The 15,218-nt window shown below is 39.8% G+C and carries 13 protein-coding genes; 9 read left to right on the top strand and 4 right to left on the bottom strand.

Translation table 11 applies throughout. The annotated features are described in order from the left end of the window. Positions 1-81: 81 nt before the first annotated feature. Together asd and NQT65_RS09430 are read left to right on the top strand one after the other, a co-directional pair. On the top strand, positions 82-1,221 hold the full coding sequence (gene asd, locus NQT65_RS09435) for an aspartate-semialdehyde dehydrogenase (protein WP_039972138.1): 1,140 nt from the start codon (positions 82-84) through the stop codon (positions 1,219-1,221). A gap of 457 nt (positions 1,222-1,678) precedes the next feature. After that, entirely contained in the window at positions 1,679-2,794 is a 1,116-nt protein-coding gene (locus NQT65_RS09430) for a DUF748 domain-containing protein (protein ID WP_004586336.1), read from the top strand. Positions 2,795-2,860: 66 nt separating this feature from the next. Here the strand turns inward: NQT65_RS09430 and NQT65_RS09425 are convergent, their stop codons facing one another. Continuing rightward, positions 2,861-3,688 carry an ion transporter gene (locus NQT65_RS09425; protein WP_256851044.1) on the bottom strand — a complete coding sequence of 276 codons (828 nt, stop codon included), beginning with the start codon at positions 3,686-3,688 and terminating at the stop codon, positions 2,861-2,863. An 89-nt stretch (positions 3,689-3,777) separates the two neighbouring features. Here NQT65_RS09425 and NQT65_RS09420 point away from each other — a divergent pair, with 89 nt between their 5' ends. The 6 genes from NQT65_RS09420 to NQT65_RS09395 all read left to right on the top strand — a co-directional run bounded on the left by NQT65_RS09420 (position 3,778) and on the right by NQT65_RS09395 (position 12,133). After that, positions 3,778-3,990, top strand: a complete 213-nt coding sequence (locus tag NQT65_RS09420; RefSeq protein WP_256851043.1) for a hypothetical protein — start codon at positions 3,778-3,780, stop codon at positions 3,988-3,990. Between the two features lie 3 nt (positions 3,991-3,993). After that, complete coding sequence (locus NQT65_RS09415; protein WP_256851042.1) at positions 3,994-4,275, top strand: hypothetical protein; 282 nt, start codon at positions 3,994-3,996, stop codon at positions 4,273-4,275. A gap of 59 nt (positions 4,276-4,334) precedes the next feature. Beyond that, a complete protein-coding gene (locus NQT65_RS09410) occupies positions 4,335-4,526 on the top strand; it encodes a YwbE family protein (protein ID WP_004586332.1) in 192 nt (63 codons plus the stop codon). After that, complete coding sequence (locus NQT65_RS09405) at positions 4,526-5,041, top strand: DUF4240 domain-containing protein (RefSeq protein WP_256851041.1); 516 nt, start codon at positions 4,526-4,528, stop codon at positions 5,039-5,041. Before NQT65_RS09410 ends, NQT65_RS09405 begins: the two co-directional genes overlap by 1 nt. A 189-nt stretch (positions 5,042-5,230) precedes the next feature. Beyond that, the gene (locus NQT65_RS09400; protein ID WP_256851040.1) at positions 5,231-11,530 is read left to right on the top strand and encodes a M4 family metallopeptidase; all 6,300 of its coding nucleotides are present in this window, start codon (positions 5,231-5,233) and stop codon (positions 11,528-11,530) included. Positions 11,531-11,674: 144 nt separating this feature from the next. Beyond that, positions 11,675-12,133 (top strand): hypothetical protein, encoded by a 459-nt coding sequence (locus NQT65_RS09395; protein WP_256851039.1) that lies wholly within the window; start codon positions 11,675-11,677, stop codon positions 12,131-12,133. A 4-nt stretch (positions 12,134-12,137) separates the two neighbouring features. On the opposite strand, the gene NQT65_RS09390 is transcribed toward NQT65_RS09395, so the two are convergent. The 3 genes from NQT65_RS09390 to NQT65_RS09380 all read right to left on the bottom strand — a co-directional run bounded on the left by NQT65_RS09390 (position 12,138) and on the right by NQT65_RS09380 (position 14,299). Then, positions 12,138-13,397: a Y-family DNA polymerase gene (locus tag NQT65_RS09390; RefSeq protein WP_256851038.1), complete on the bottom strand. Its 1,260-nt coding sequence runs from the start codon at positions 13,395-13,397 to the stop codon at positions 12,138-12,140. Further along, positions 13,385-13,798, bottom strand: a complete 414-nt coding sequence (locus NQT65_RS09385; protein WP_004586327.1) for a S24 family peptidase — start codon at positions 13,796-13,798, stop codon at positions 13,385-13,387. Before NQT65_RS09385 ends, NQT65_RS09390 begins: the two co-directional genes overlap by 13 nt. Before the next feature lie 81 nt (positions 13,799-13,879). After that, positions 13,880-14,299 carry a MarR family winged helix-turn-helix transcriptional regulator gene (locus tag NQT65_RS09380; protein WP_256851037.1) on the bottom strand — a complete coding sequence of 140 codons (420 nt, stop codon included), beginning with the start codon at positions 14,297-14,299 and terminating at the stop codon, positions 13,880-13,882. 123 nt (positions 14,300-14,422) lie between these two features. Here NQT65_RS09380 and NQT65_RS09375 point away from each other — a divergent pair, with 123 nt between their 5' ends. Next, entirely contained in the window at positions 14,423-15,166 is a 744-nt protein-coding gene (locus NQT65_RS09375; RefSeq protein WP_256851036.1) for a siderophore-interacting protein, read from the top strand. Positions 15,167-15,218: the final 52 nt, after the last annotated feature.

Below are 15,218 nucleotides of genomic sequence, written 5' to 3'. Positions count from 1 at the left end.
AATAACTTAATATGATTGGTTTTAATAAAAATTAATTCTCACGCAATGAATTTTAATTTTTAATGTATTAAGGCATCTTTTATGAATCAAACAGTGGAAAAAACAATGAAAAAAGTAGGATTGGTCGGTTGGCGTGGCATGGTTGGCTCTGTGTTATTAGAACGTATGCAACAGCAAAGTGATTTTGCACATATCGACACTACCTTTTTCACCACCTCACAAGCTGGGCAACTCGGCCCTGATATTGCTGGCGACGCAAAACCGTTATTAGATGCAAGTGATGTAAATGAACTTGCTAAAATGGATATTATTGTTACCTGTCAAGGTGGTGATTATACCAAAGCGGTTTACCCTAAATTACGCGAATCGGGTTGGGATGGTTACTGGATTGATGCAGCTTCTGCCCTTCGTATGGTTGATGACAGCATTATTGTACTTGACCCTGTAAATAAAGATGTCATTGAACAAGGTTTAGAGCAAGGCGTAAAAACTTTTGTAGGTGGTAACTGTACCGTATCGTTAATGCTACTTGCTTTAGGTGGTTTGTTTGAGCAAGACTTAATAGAGTGGGTAAGCCCAATGACTTACCAAGCGGCCTCTGGTGCTGGCGCTCGTAATATGAAAGAGCTCATAGCACAAATGGGCGCTATTCATTCAAGCGTTGCCGAGCAACTAGATAACCCAAGTTCAGCTATTTTAGAAATTGATAAAATAGTGAGCGAAAAAATGGCTTCAAGCGATTTACCACAAGACCAATTTGGCGTGCCGCTAGCCGGTAGCTTAATTCCTTGGATTGACGTACCAATGCCAAGTGGCCAGTCTAAAGAAGAGTGGAAAGCTCAGGTTGAAGCGAACAAAATTTTAGGATCTTCTAAACAGCCTGTGCCAATTGATGGTTTATGTGTACGTATTGGTGCAATGCGTTGTCATAGCCAAGCGATGACCATTAAATTACGTGAAGACATTAGCGTAGAAAAAATTGAAGAAATTTTAGCTTCGCATAACGAGTGGGTTAAAGTTATCCCTAATGAGCGCGAAATTAGTGCGACTGACTTAACCCCAGTTAAAGTAACAGGTACTTTAAGTATTCCTGTTGGTCGTATTCGTAAATTAGCCATGGGTCCAAAATACATTAGCGCATTTACCGTGGGCGATCAGCTGTTATGGGGCGCTGCAGAGCCACTTCGTCGTATGCTTCGCATCATTGTAGACGGTGAATAATTTCTGCATTTAAAAGTGTATATTAAAAAGGGGTTAGCGTATTGCTAACCCCTTTTTTAGTTATTTTAGTTAAGTGACATTGCATACTACTTTATTTTTTCCTTCGTGTTTTGCTATTTACAACGCTTGCTCAATGGTGCTGTAACGCGCTGTATATAAAAGCACTGTATATAAAGCGTATAAGTTTGTGCTTCATTAATACCTAGGAAAAACGTAATAAATATTAATATTGCCACCCCCTATGCTCTGTTGGAGCAGTCATAAAATTTATGAGTATACGAAAGGCTCACTAAGCTTGGTTAACTCGGCTCATTGCATTTTTTGGTATAGCTTTTGCTCGTAATAATCTATTACAGCTTTATTCGCTCGGTTTTAGCTGCTTTGTGGGTACTTAATTCACTTATGCAGGTATTTTTTACTTATGCCGAGATGCTAAGCCTTCACATAAGGATAGATAATGGCTTCTACTTTTAAAAATACACGCAAAAAATGGTTTTATGCTTTAGTGGTGATAGCCTTGGGGTTAATTTTACTCAGAGCTTTAGCCCCTTATGCGGTTCAATATTATGTAAATCAGCAGCTTGAACAAACCCAAGGCATAACAGGGCATGTGGGTGATGTTGATTTGTACTTATACCGAGGCGCTTACGCTGTTGATGAGGTAGAAATTTACGCGGTAGATGCCACGCAGGTGCCTAAGCCGTTACTGTCTATAGATACACTTGATTTTTCGCTTGCGTGGTCTGCTTTATTAAACGGTAATTTTGTCACCAACATGGCTTTTACCCGCCCAGAAATTGTTATTTACGATAAAGACCCAACTACCGCTGAACAAAATCAACAGGTGAAAGATGAAACCACGTGGGTAGGCCTTGCTAATGATCTCGTGCCTTTTTCAATTGATACGCTACGTATAGACAATGGTAAAGTAACCTTAGTTAACGCCACCAGCGAAGGAGAGCAGCCTACTTACGTATCAAATATAAACGCTAACATTAACAATATTACCAATGCACAAAACCTCTCTAAAACCTTAGTCACGAGTTTAAAAGTAGAAGGGCAGCTAATGGGCGAAGCTAAGCTGTCTTTAAATGGTAAATTGGACCCTTTTAGTGATGAAGCTAATTTTGATTTTAATGTTGAAGTGCAGCGTTTTTCGGTTAAAAATCTCGAAACTGTTTTTAAAGTGTATACCCCATTTGACATTGAAGCCGGCGGAATAGATGGCGCAATGGAATTGGCCGCTAACAATAATAACTTAAATGGATATGTAAAAGCGGGTGTGCACGATTTAAGTGTTTTTTCGTGGCGCGAAGATATAGAAAAAGATGATGACGGTCTATTTACCGCTATTTTTGAAGGCAGTATTGATTTACTCAGCTCGTTATTAGAAAACGACGAGTCAAAGCTGGTGGCTGCTCGTGTGCCCATAGATGGGCAGTTAGATAACGCTGATGTATCTACTTTTGAAGCCGTGGTTTCGGTATTAAAAAATGCGTTTTTTGAAGCATTTAAAATGAAGGTTGATAATGTAATTTCGTTTGAAAGCACGCAAGAACAACAAGGTGAGTAACTAAAAGCCCTTTGTATTAACTCAATACAAAGGGCTTTTTAAGTTTTAGCAAGTAAAATAGATCAGCTATTTATTGGAGTTGGTAATATCTGAGGTTTTACTTAATAACGTTTTTAGCTCAGCTATTTGCGCTTGTAGTTCAACCACTTGTCCCTGCGTTGCAGGAAGTGAGTTATTATCCGCTTTTAGCTCACGGGCATTACGATGCTCCTCGCTCATTACTTCTAAAATGGCGCCTACCATCATGTTTAAAAACACAAACGCAGTTAAAAAGATAAACGTGAGGTAGTAAATCCAGCTCAGCTCGTACACCGCCATGGTTTCGTACATAATGTCGGTCCAATCTTCAAAGGTGGCTATCCTAAATAGCGTTAACATTGAAATGGATACATCTTGCCAAAGTACCGGGTTAATATCGGAAAACATCATACTGCCCATGGCTGCGTAAATATAAAAAATAACAAACATAAGCAGTGCTATATAGCCCATTTGCGGAATGGCTTTAAGTAACGAATTTACAAGCAAACGCAGCTCTGGGATCATAGATACTAAACGCAGTACCCTAAATATACGCAGCAAGCGGGCAAGTAACATGGTTGAGCCTGCAGCTGGGTATAGGCTGCCAAGTACAATAATGGTATCGAATATATTCCAGCCCTTTGAAAAGAAGTCTTTTATTCCTTTACTTGCAATAAATCGAATAATGAGCTCGATTAAAAAGAAAGCTGTGATCCCTACATCCATCCAATTTAGAATAAATTCTACAGTGGGGTGAAGAGAATATGTATGAGCACCTACGGTGAGGGCAGAAACAACAATGACAGCTATAACAAATGATTGAAATATCTTGCTTTTGTCTATACGCTGAAACAGCTTTTGTAACTGCGACATCATAATTATGGGTCCTATGCAAAGTCAGGTTTTTATGACGCTAATATACAATAATATTGTTGCTTTCGATAACGAAAGTGTAAGGAATTCTAATGTTAATCAGTCAAATAAATAAAAGCGCATTGTTGTTTGTGGGATTTTCGGTACTTGCAGGGTGCAGCTCCGACGCTCGCTTTCACGAAATTCAATCAGCACGTTTAGATGAATGTAACTATAAAGCTGATAAAGAGTATTACGAGTGCCTTGAAAATCAAGATAAAAATTTTGAAGAGTATAAAAAACAGCAAAGTGAACAAACACAATAATTTATGACTAAAACACAAAAATTGCGCGATAAACAAATACGCCAAGCCCTCACCAACGCCTGTGAGCAAATAAAAGCGACTCATTATGGTTTTGCTTATTTAACACACACCATTGATTTAAAAAATGAAGCAAAGTCACTAAACATAAGCTGCTATTTTGAAGATGATATAGCCTATAACGACACCGAAGCGCATTTTTCTCAGCTAGTCGATATTATTCAGGCTGAGCTTAGCAAAATAAGCTTACCGGTAGCGGCTAAGCAAATAGCGTTTTTAGTTGATTAACATTGGTTTGCCTAGCTATGGACGCTATAATTACCAAAATTATTTTTAGGATGTAAAGCATGGCTGTTCCATCGCGTTCGCAAATCACACCAGGTACAACCGTAAATATTGTATTAAAAGAAGATCAACGCAGCGGCACATTAACTCAAGGTGTAGTTGAGCGTTTATTAACTAAATCACCTAATCACCCGCATGGTATTAAAGTACGCCTAGAAGATGGTCAAGTCGGCCGAGTAAAAGAGATTTTATAATGGCAGCGTTAACAGAGCAGGAATTTTGGGATTTAGTGACCACGCCTGAGTTAGGGCTCGACCCACAAAGCGTAAGCGACAACTTAAAAGCTAAATTGAGCGAGTTAACTGACGAGCAGCTCATTGCTTTTGATAAATTTTTTGGTATTCACATGCTCAAATGTTTTACCTGGGATTTATTTGGTGCCGCATTTGTTATGGCTGGCTGTAACGACGAATACGGTTTTAGCGAATTTAGGTGCTGGCTCATCTCCCGCGGGGAGACGGTATTTAATAACGCATTAAGCAATGCCGACTCACTTGCACAGTGCTCCCCTGTGTATTATTTAAATGAGCAACCTTACCCTTATATTGATGAATACGACTTAATAGCCGGTTTATTATTTGAAGAGCGCAACGACGACGAATTACCTTTTGTACCCTCAGGCGAGCAACCTGCAGGTAAACGCTTTAAAGATAAACCCAAGTTTTTAAAACAAAGCTATCCGCAATTATTTGCAAAATACTGGCAGTAATACTCAACGTTATTTACATTCAAGATGGTTGCATTTAACGCCACCATCTTGAATTTTCCTTTCACAGTTGTTCACAATCGTACCCATTTATTCACTTTTTTAAATGACTCTATGTTAATAGTTATGTTACATTAATGTGTTTTTAACTGAACAAACACTGAATATAACAATATACGACATAGGAATGTTATGTATAAAACACTCTCATCAGGATTGATAGCGTTTTGCTTTTTAAATTCGCTAAGTGCACACGCGGCGGTTTCGCAACGAGTAAACAAATCATCTTTATCAGAAGTTAACTTACTTTTAAATCAAAGCGTAGGTTTAACTAATCAGGCATCCACCCATTCTTACTTTATTGAGTTAGATACGCCTCAAGCCTTAAATGCAAAACAAACTCGGTCATCAGCCAAAAAGATGCAGCAGTTTTTTGCAGGCGTGCCTATTTGGGGGCAGCAAATACGAGTGCAACCTAGCAATCAACACATAAGTGGTTTTTTTGCGAAAAATATCGATGCTGTATCTTTAAATAAAACGGCTAATAATCAGTTTGATGAATTTTCTGCGGTTAAATCTATTTTAGTAAACGCTAAACTTGATGAATCTACTGCTTATCAAGTATTAAACAACCAACGTTACGTTTATATTGATAACGGAGTCGCACATTTTGCTCGCTTAATTGAATTAAATGTATTTGAAAATGGCGTTGAAAAAAAGCCAATAGGTTTAGTAAGCGAATCTGATTACAGTGTATTTAAACAGTGGGATAATATTAAAAGTGCCCAAGGTACAGGCCCTGGCGGTAATACAAAAATAGGGCAGTATGAATACGGCACTGACGTTGAAGCACTGGATGTGACGCAGCGTGGTGAGATGTGTTTTTTAGAAAACGAGAAAGTTAAAACTGTCACCATGGAGTCGGGTTTTGAGCCAAGTGAAGCTTACTCTTTTGCCTGTGATAGGAATACCTACAAAGAAGTAAATGGTGCTTACTCCCCACTAAATGATGCCCATGCATTTGGTACTGCGGTATTTGATATGTATCAACAGTGGTACAACACGGCTCCACTTACTTTTCAATTGTTGATGCGTGTTCACAGTGGTGATAACTGGGAAAATGCAACGTGGAATGGTCAGGCCATGACCTTTGGCGATGGCGCTGATAGGTTTTACCCGTTGGTTTCACTTGATATAGTATCTCATGAGGTAAGCCATGGTTTTACTAGCCAAAACTCTAATTTAATTTATGCAGAGCAATCTGGTGGTATAAACGAATCTTTTTCTGATATGGCGGGTGAAACAGCCGAGTATTTTTTACGCGCAGAGACTGATTGGTTATCTGGCGCTGATATTTCAAAAACTAGCCCCGCACTTCGTTATTTTGAAACGCCATCACTAGATGGGCTTTCGATTGATCACGCAAGTGAATATTACTCAGGTATGGATGTTCACTTTAGTAGTGGTGTTTTTAATCGTGCTTTCTTCCTACTTTCGAACACTGATGGTTGGGACCCTAAAAAAGCGTTCGAGATAATGCTTTTTGCAAATCAAAACTATTGGGTTAACTCTAGTGATTTTATTGATGGTGCCTGTGGTGCTATAAATTCTGCTATTGATTTAAGGTATGAAGCTAACGATGTCATCGCAGCATTTAATGAAGTAGGCGTTACTTGCGATAACATTCAGTTTATAGATGCCGATGCCGATTTAATGGATGATAACTGGGAGCTGTTTTACGGATTAGATCCTAGTAATGCTGATGACGCTGGACTTGATTTAGACCAAGATGGTTTAACAAACCTTGAAGAATACTTAGCGAATACTTTCCCTAATGCAACGGATACCGACTCAGATGATCTATCAGATTATGATGAAGTTAATGTATACCTTACTGAACCTAACAATGCAGACTCTGACTTTGACCGCATGCCTGATGGCTGGGAAGTTTCGTTTTCATTAAACCCATTAAATGCAGATGATGCTCAACTTGATTTAGACTCAGACACCTGGAGTAATGTAATCGAGTTTTTTGGTAACAGTGACCCTTCAGACGCAAGCTCTGAGCCGGTCGTTTTTCCTGAAACAACCTTTGACTTCGATGATGCAGCTGTTCCAGATTTGCTTATTTCGTCAAATTTACAAACGCCTTGGGTAACAACTCAAATTAATGAAGATTCTGGCTTTGTGTTGACTAATAACGACATTACAGACAACCAATCAACCAGTGTTGAGTTTAGCTTTTTAAATAGCGAGCAAGGCTATGTAAACTTTAACTACGCATTAGACACAGAAGTTGGTTATGACTATTTTACTGTTTATATTAATGGTTCAGTTGTTTTAGATGAGTCAGGCATAAGCCAGTGGAAAGCGGCGTCTTTCCAAGTTCCTGCTGGGCTAAATACTGTTAAGTTTACTTATTTTAAAGATATGTCCGTTTCTACTCCTGCAGATGCTGTATATATAGATAATTTATATATAGGGCCTAATTTTCCTGATGCTGATAATGACGGTATGTCTGATTCTTGGGAATTACAGCATGGTCTTGATATTAATAATAGTGAAGATGCATCACTTGATGCTGACGCGGATGGCTTATCTAACCTTTTAGAGTTTTTAAACGCGGGTTTACCAAATAACCCTGATACAGATGGCGATACTATCCCTGATGGCTGGGAGTACAATAATAGTTTAGATTTAACCAGCTCGTCTGATGCAGCAGAAGATGCAGATAATGATGGGTTTTCAAATCTAACCGAGTATTTAGCAAACACTGATCCGCAGTCAGATACTTCTTTCCCTGTTGCTTTAAACCTCACTACCTCCTTTGAAGGCTCTGCACTACCTAGTTGGATGGTTGAAGCCGAAGGTTCTAGTGCTCCTTGGTTTATTACGAATGATTTTGCGACCGACGGTATACAAAGTATTCGCTCGGGCGTTATTAGTCACTCACAGTTTAGTAGCTTCACCGTAACAGGTTTATTTGAAGAGAGTGTATTAGCATTCGATTATAAAATTGAATCAGAGTCTTGCTGCGATTTTTTAAGTATTACTATTGATGGACAACCCGTTTTTGAGCGTAATGACCGAGGTAATTTAAATACCACAGAAGCAACGTCTATTGTGCTTAACCTAAGCGAAGGGCTTCATAATATTGAATTTAAATATTATAAAGACGGTTCTGTCTCATTCGGTGCCGATACTGTATGGCTTGATAACTTTGCTTTATTTTCTCCAACTGATTTAACAGATACTGATAACGATCAACTGCCAGATTACTGGGAATTAGTTAATGGATTAAATCGCCTTGATGCAAGTGATGCTGCATCTGATGCTGATACTGACGGTCTTTCAGCCCTAGAAGAATTTAACCTAGGAACAAATCCAACCTCAGCAGATACAGATGGTGATGAACTAAGTGATGGCTATGAGGTAAGTAATGATCTTTTACCTTTAGATGCTGCAGATGCTAATTTAGATTACGATGAAGATGGTTATACAAATATTCAGGAGTTTTACTCTCAGAGTCTAGCTAACGATGCTTCATCATTAGTGCAATCTTTTACGCAATTAAATGAAAGCTTTGAAGATGGCCTTCTTCCGACTAAGTTTACCGAACTTGCCGTTAACTCTTGGGGTTGGCAAGCTAATACAAGTTGGTCAACTTTGGGCGATGCAAGTCTTAGCTTAGCATTAACGCCTACTAGCAAGGTTGGGGGGTTTGCCATTGCGGGGTTATTTGAAGCCGGTTTTATTAATTTAGACTATTTGGTTTATGACTCTCCAGCGCTGCAAATAAGCTTAAATGGTAGCCCTATAGATGTAAATCGTGGTAGCCAGTCTCGTTTATTGTTACCAGTAGATGATGGTTTTAACATTATTAAAGTTAAATATGAGGACTTATACCTTCAGCAGCAACCGTTATCAGTTGATAACATTACCTGGTCTGCAGATATAGACCTCACCAGCGACTATGATTCGGACGGTATTCCTGATTTTTGGGAAGTTGAATATGGGCTAAATGCTTTAGAACCCTACGACGCTAATTATGACGCCGACTATGATGGTTTGACTAATTTACAAGAGTATCAACTTTCGGGTAATCCGCTTAGCTCAGATTCAGATGGTGATGGTGTTCAAGACAGTGAAGATAGCCACCCAGATGATGCAAGCCGCGGTGAAAATAGTCCGCCTGAGTTTATATCGAGTCTTGAGCCGATTACGCTTGAAGCGACTTCACAAATTACTAATATTACCCGTCTATATACTCCAGAGGCTAGAGATAACGGTCATTTAGAGCCTCAAGTATACACAAGCTCAGGGTCTTACTTGCCCCTTGGCGAGCACCAGATTACATGGATTGCACGAGATAATGTTGGTAACGAAACATCGGCTATACAAACAGTCACACTTGTTGATACAACTGCCCCGATTATCCAACCGTATACTTTTAGTGTTTATGGCAGCACGATCACCGCTATAAAAAATGCACTTGTAGATAATCGTGTTATTTACGATAGTGTTTCAGCTATAACGCTTCTGGAAATTGATGATAGCTTTGTATTTAGAACAGGCGATGTATCTATTCCTGTATCTGCTGTTGATGAAGCTGGAAATCATGTATCAGGCGACGTAAGGGCTATGATTTTCCCTGAAATTAGTATTCAGCCTACTACGTATGTGTATCAAAATGGTAATGTGCTTGTAGATGTTTTTATTAGCGGTGCTAACCCATATGGTTACTCTAGCTTTCATTTACAAGCTAATAATAGCACCCAGTATTTTACTACTAATCAGTATGGACCTATTAAGCTTGAGTTAGCGCGAGAATTTGTAGGTAGCGCAGCAAGTATTAGTGTCCTATCTAATGGTAATGCGTTTATAGACAAAAATGATAACAGCCAGCTAGTGTACTTAAGTGAAGCGGCACAGACGCAGTTTATTACTGATTTTTATCAAAATGGTAAAGCAGTTAATAAAACTATTCAGCGTTCTTTACCTGACTTTAATGCCACCATTAAGTTAGTAAATTTACCGAGTACAGGTAGTGATGTATCCCTTGAGCTTATTGGCCCCACAGGTGTTGATTTTTACATTTATAAAACAGCTGATTCACAGTGGGATGTTTCATTTAGCGCAAATCTTTCTGAGCAAACCAATAATATAGATTTAACTTTACGCGTAAAACAAGGTGATGAACTACTAGCAACTAAGCAAACTAGTTTACGTATTGTTGATAGCGTTATATTTGATGACCCTGAGCTAGATACTGATGGCGACGGTATACCTGATATTGAAGAAGGGGTAGGTGATAGTGATAAAGATGGTATTGCTGATTACCTAGATAGCACTTCTACTACTAATACAGCTATCTTAGCTTCAGGTGATAGTGCTCACAGTATTGATGAGTTTAATCACTTAGCTGTAGGTAGCATTAAAGAGGCTCTAGCAGCGGGTTATATTGCTGATATGTCTATTTCTGAACAAGCACTAAGCACTTATTTCTCAGATTTAGATATAATAGAACCTCACTTCCAAGCTAAAAGTGATGTAATTAACCTTCGTGTTACGTTATCTAATTCATCAAGCACCGCAGAAATTGCACTACCTGAGTATGTAAATGCAATTTTAAGCTCAGACATGCAAGTAAGAGTACTAACCGCTGCAGGTTGGCAGTCGGCCACTGTATTATCAGGTAATGTATATGAGCAAGTGTGTTCACGCTGCTTTAGCTTTGCAATCGCAGATGGTAGCGCATTCGACCTTGATGGAGAGGTTAATGGGGTTGTTGAAGTTGTGGCAAAACTAGCGCAGGAGAGTCTAAATCAGGCGCCAGTATTAGATGTAGATATGCCGGCCACGATAGAAGAGCTTGCTACTATTGAGCTTGATGCTTCTGGCTCTACTGACCCTGATGGAGATACGTTATCTTACGAATGGCGTGTTGAACACCCTCAGTTATCTATTACAGCTGAGGATACTCAAGGTAAAGCGGTACTTACCGTGGGTGAGCTTGAGCAAACGGTTGATGCGGATATTACGTTAGTGATATCAGATGGCTATGAGCAATTTACGCAAGTATACACCGTTAGCTTTTTACATGTTAATCAGCTACCAAGTGTAGAATTAAGTACATCTGCGGTTTCGGTTAAAGAAGGTCAGGAAGTTTCAGTGACAGCGTCTGCAAGCGATAAAGAATCCTCAGAGCTTTCTTTTAAGTGGGTTCAAACAATGGGTGTAGAAGTGGCGCTAAGCGATGTTGAATCCAGCACACTTAAGTTTACAGCGCCGAGTGTGTCGCAAACTACAGAGCTGGGCTTCAAGCTTATTGTATCTGATGGTGAAGGTGAGACTGAGCAAAGTTTAGCTGTGACTGTCACTAATGCATCTGGCACAAGTAGTGAAAAGGGCAGTGGCGGTGGTTCATTAGCCTTCATTTTGCTGCTTTTAGCATTTTCTGTTGTGTACACAAGAGCGCAGTGCTTTAAGTAACACTTACTAATAAATATATTTTTATATTGATAAAGCCCCTTGATGTATTCAAGGGGCTTTTTCTTTTATGAACCAAATGTATTTTAAGTAAGTATAGAGTTGAGTGTGTTATGCTATTTTTATTAGTAATGAGTTGGAATTTTAATGAGTTATCGTAAAATTTTATTATGTATGAGCTGTTTATTTCTAAGTAATGTACTTTTTGCTAAAACTGTTACGCCGAGTAATAAAAGCCGTTTTATACCGTTATTAAAAACAATGCTTGGCGATTACCAGGTGGTAACTGCTAACTCCCCACTGTGTGTGGATAGTCAGTTGAGTTTAATTAACCCAGTTTACCCAGACGCGGGTTTTAAATTAGGCGAGCATATTGCGTTTGAAAGTTTACACAACGGCACCCGTACAACTAAAAAGCCAAATTTTTGTTTTGTAACTAGCTCGTATAAATACAAAAGTGATGGTGTTGATAACAGCTTAAAAATGAGCCGCTGTATTGACCCCAATAACGAAAAAACCATCAGACAAAGCATTAAGTTTACCAGTGTTACAACGCTCAAATATACGCAGAATACCCCCGCAGTAGAGTGCACATTTACAAGATAATAATTTACTTGCAATGAATTTGCGGTATATCGTGCCAGCGCGTTGTGTATTGGGGCGATAAGTAATCTCTGTTCATATGCCAGCCTTGATTTAGTTTGCTGCTGGCTAGGGTGAGTATGCCTTTTCCGTAGCGGTTGTTTATTGTATCAAGACACTGCATTAATTTAGGGTTATCGGCACTTTGGCTAAATAAATCAGTTTGCTGATACTGCACCGAGGTAAGCTCTAAAGCGCCTACACCACATTTATAAAACCGTACACCTGGTTGATAAATATGAGTAAATACTTCTGATACAGCATTGGCCATTACGCAGGTATCGTTAGTGGGGGTGGCAAATTTATATATAAACGACTTTTTACAATAGCGGTCTTCGTGTTTGCCAGTGGCGGCAAATATATAAAGCTGTTTTGCTAATGAGCGCTGCCCTCGTAGTTTACTGGCAACCGTGGTTACGTGGTTAATAAGGGCGGTTTTAAGTGCAGTAGGCTCACAGATCCGCTCACCAAAGCTGCGAGTAGAATATATTTCTCGCTTATCTTGGCGTACATCGTCCCATGTTAAGCACGCTATACCATTTAGCTCACTTACGGTACGCTCTACCACCACACTAAACGCGCGGCGCATGGTTTTAGGGTTTTGCTGTGCCAGATCCCACGCGGTATGTATGTTCATTATATTAAGCTTTTTAGCTAGGCGCTTACCTATGCCCCATACATCGGCGCAGCTCATTCTTTGTAAAATTGCTTGGCGGCTTTGCTCGTTATTTATAACGGCCACCCCATCAAACCCGCTTAGCTTTTTAGCTGCATGGTTAGCGGCTTTTGCCAAAGTAGGTGTTGGGCCAAAACCAACACCCACAGGGAGTTTAGTTTCGCGCCAAACGGTACGCCTTATTGTATGCCCGTACTCGTGCCAGTTTTGTATAAGGGGTGTGTAGCCAGTAAAGTGCAAAAACGACTCATCAATACTGTATATGTATTGTGTGTCGCAAAAGCGGCCAATTACGTTCATCATTTTGGCGCTTAAATCGGCGTACAACTCATAGTTACTCGAACGTACAACCACCTTGTGTTGCTCAAGCAGGTGCTTAACTTTAAAATAAGGGCCAAATTTAGGAATGTTTAAGCGCCGAGCTATCGGGCATACCGCACATACGCAGCCATCGTTATTAGTTAAAACCACCACAGGTTTAGAGCGAATAGCGGGGTCGAACACTTTTTCGGCACTGGCATAAAATGCAACGGCATCGACTAAGGCGTACATTTTAATAGCTCAGGGCTTGGGCGGTGCATTCTAATTGATAGTGTAACCACTCCCTCTAACTGAAACTCATCAGCTGAGGTTAGTTGTACCGGCTTATGTAGAGGCGATGCAGAGAGTAACCGCGCATTGGTTTTATCTAATAGCTTACACACAAATAAGCCATTTAAGTTAGCAACAATAACATCGCCGTTATCGGCTTGCTCAGCACGGTCTACAAGAAGTAAGTCGCCTTCAAAAATCCCCACCTCTTGCATGGAATTACCCGAGGCAATACCAATAAAGGTGGCGTCGGGGTGCTTTATTAATAGCTCATCAAGAGAAACACCGAGCTCGGCGTATTGCGCCGCGGGCGATTCAAACCCACACACACCGGCTTCTATATAAACGGGAATAACAAACATAACACAACCTAAAACGCATATACTGTATAAGTGTACAGTATATGCGTTTTGTGTAAGTTATGCCAAGAAATGAAAGACAGATCACGCCATGTTTTTGATCATTTGTTGCGCGGTATCTAAAAAGTCTTTGATTTGCTGCGGGTTTAAGTTTTTACACATTTGATCATTTATTTGCTGCTCAGAGGCTAATAACTTATCAAACAATGTATTGCCTTGTTTGGTGAGCGACAAAATAAAGCAACGTTTGTCGTGATCACTTGCTTGCTTATTAATAAGGTTTAAGGCAATAAGATCTTTAATTAAGCGGGCAATTTGGGCTTTGTCGCGCTGTGTTTTAGTCACAATGTCGTTAGCGGTACAGTTAGATGTACTGGCAATAATGTGTATACAACGCACGTGCATAGCATTAATACCAAGGTCGCCTGCGTTAATAGCCTCACGTATTGTTACGCGGTAATTTTGCATCAGCTCAAATAGGGTATTTGATAAAAGCGTGTTCATAAGCTCTCTAATGGTTGACAATATCAATTAGTTTGTTATAGTTGATTTTATCAACCAATGGGGCGTTGTGCAATGCTTGCTTTAAAAAGCAGTTAACTATTTTGTTAAACGAGGTGATTTTAAATGGGTAAACAAGTTCGCAAAGCTACGGTACTAAGTACTGAACAAATAACACCGCATTTACAGCGCATTGTTGTAGGCTCAGATGAGTTTTCGGATTTAACACAAGTGCATATTGGCAGCTATGTAAAAGTGCTTATTCCCCAAAATGGTGAAGTTGATTTTAATTTAAAAACCGCGTGTATGCGCTCTTACACAATAAGAGACGTGGATGATGCAACGGGCGCGTTAACGCTCGACTTTGTAATAAACATGCACCAAGGTCCGGCTACGCAATGGGCTATAACTGCAAAAGTAGGTGACGAGGTTGGCATAGCAGGCCCAGGCCCTAAAAAGCTTGATAATTACCAGCATCCGCATTATGTATTACTAGGCGATTTAACCTCAGTTAATGCAATAAAAGGGTACATGCAGCAGTTACCCGCCAGCGCAAAAATTGACGCGTTTGTGCATGCCCCTACTGAGCAAGACATTATTGATTTAAACACGCAGCGCGATGTTAATTGGTTAATTACAGATACCCCAGATACCGATATGCTCAGCGCGCTTAACAATTTGCCACACACGAACGAGCCACCTATTGTATTTATGGCATTAGAGGCGGGGTTAGTACGTAAAGCAAAAACCTTACTTACCCAGGATTGTAATATACCGCGCAGTAATATAGTTTCCTCTGGCTATTGGAAAAAAGGCGTAGACTCAGAGGGTTATAAAAAAGAGCGCCAGCAAAGCCCTGAGCTTGCATGAATACCTTAGAGCAAAACAGCCTAACGCTATTTTGCTTTTATCCGTTACCTAA

This window comes from Pseudoalteromonas agarivorans (genome assembly GCF_024518735.1).
In the GTDB taxonomy this organism is placed as follows: Bacteria; Pseudomonadota; Gammaproteobacteria; order Enterobacterales; family Alteromonadaceae; genus Pseudoalteromonas; species Pseudoalteromonas atlantica.
The sequence above is the reverse complement of the archived record's forward strand: the minus strand, read 5'-3'. Positions and strand labels throughout refer to the sequence as shown.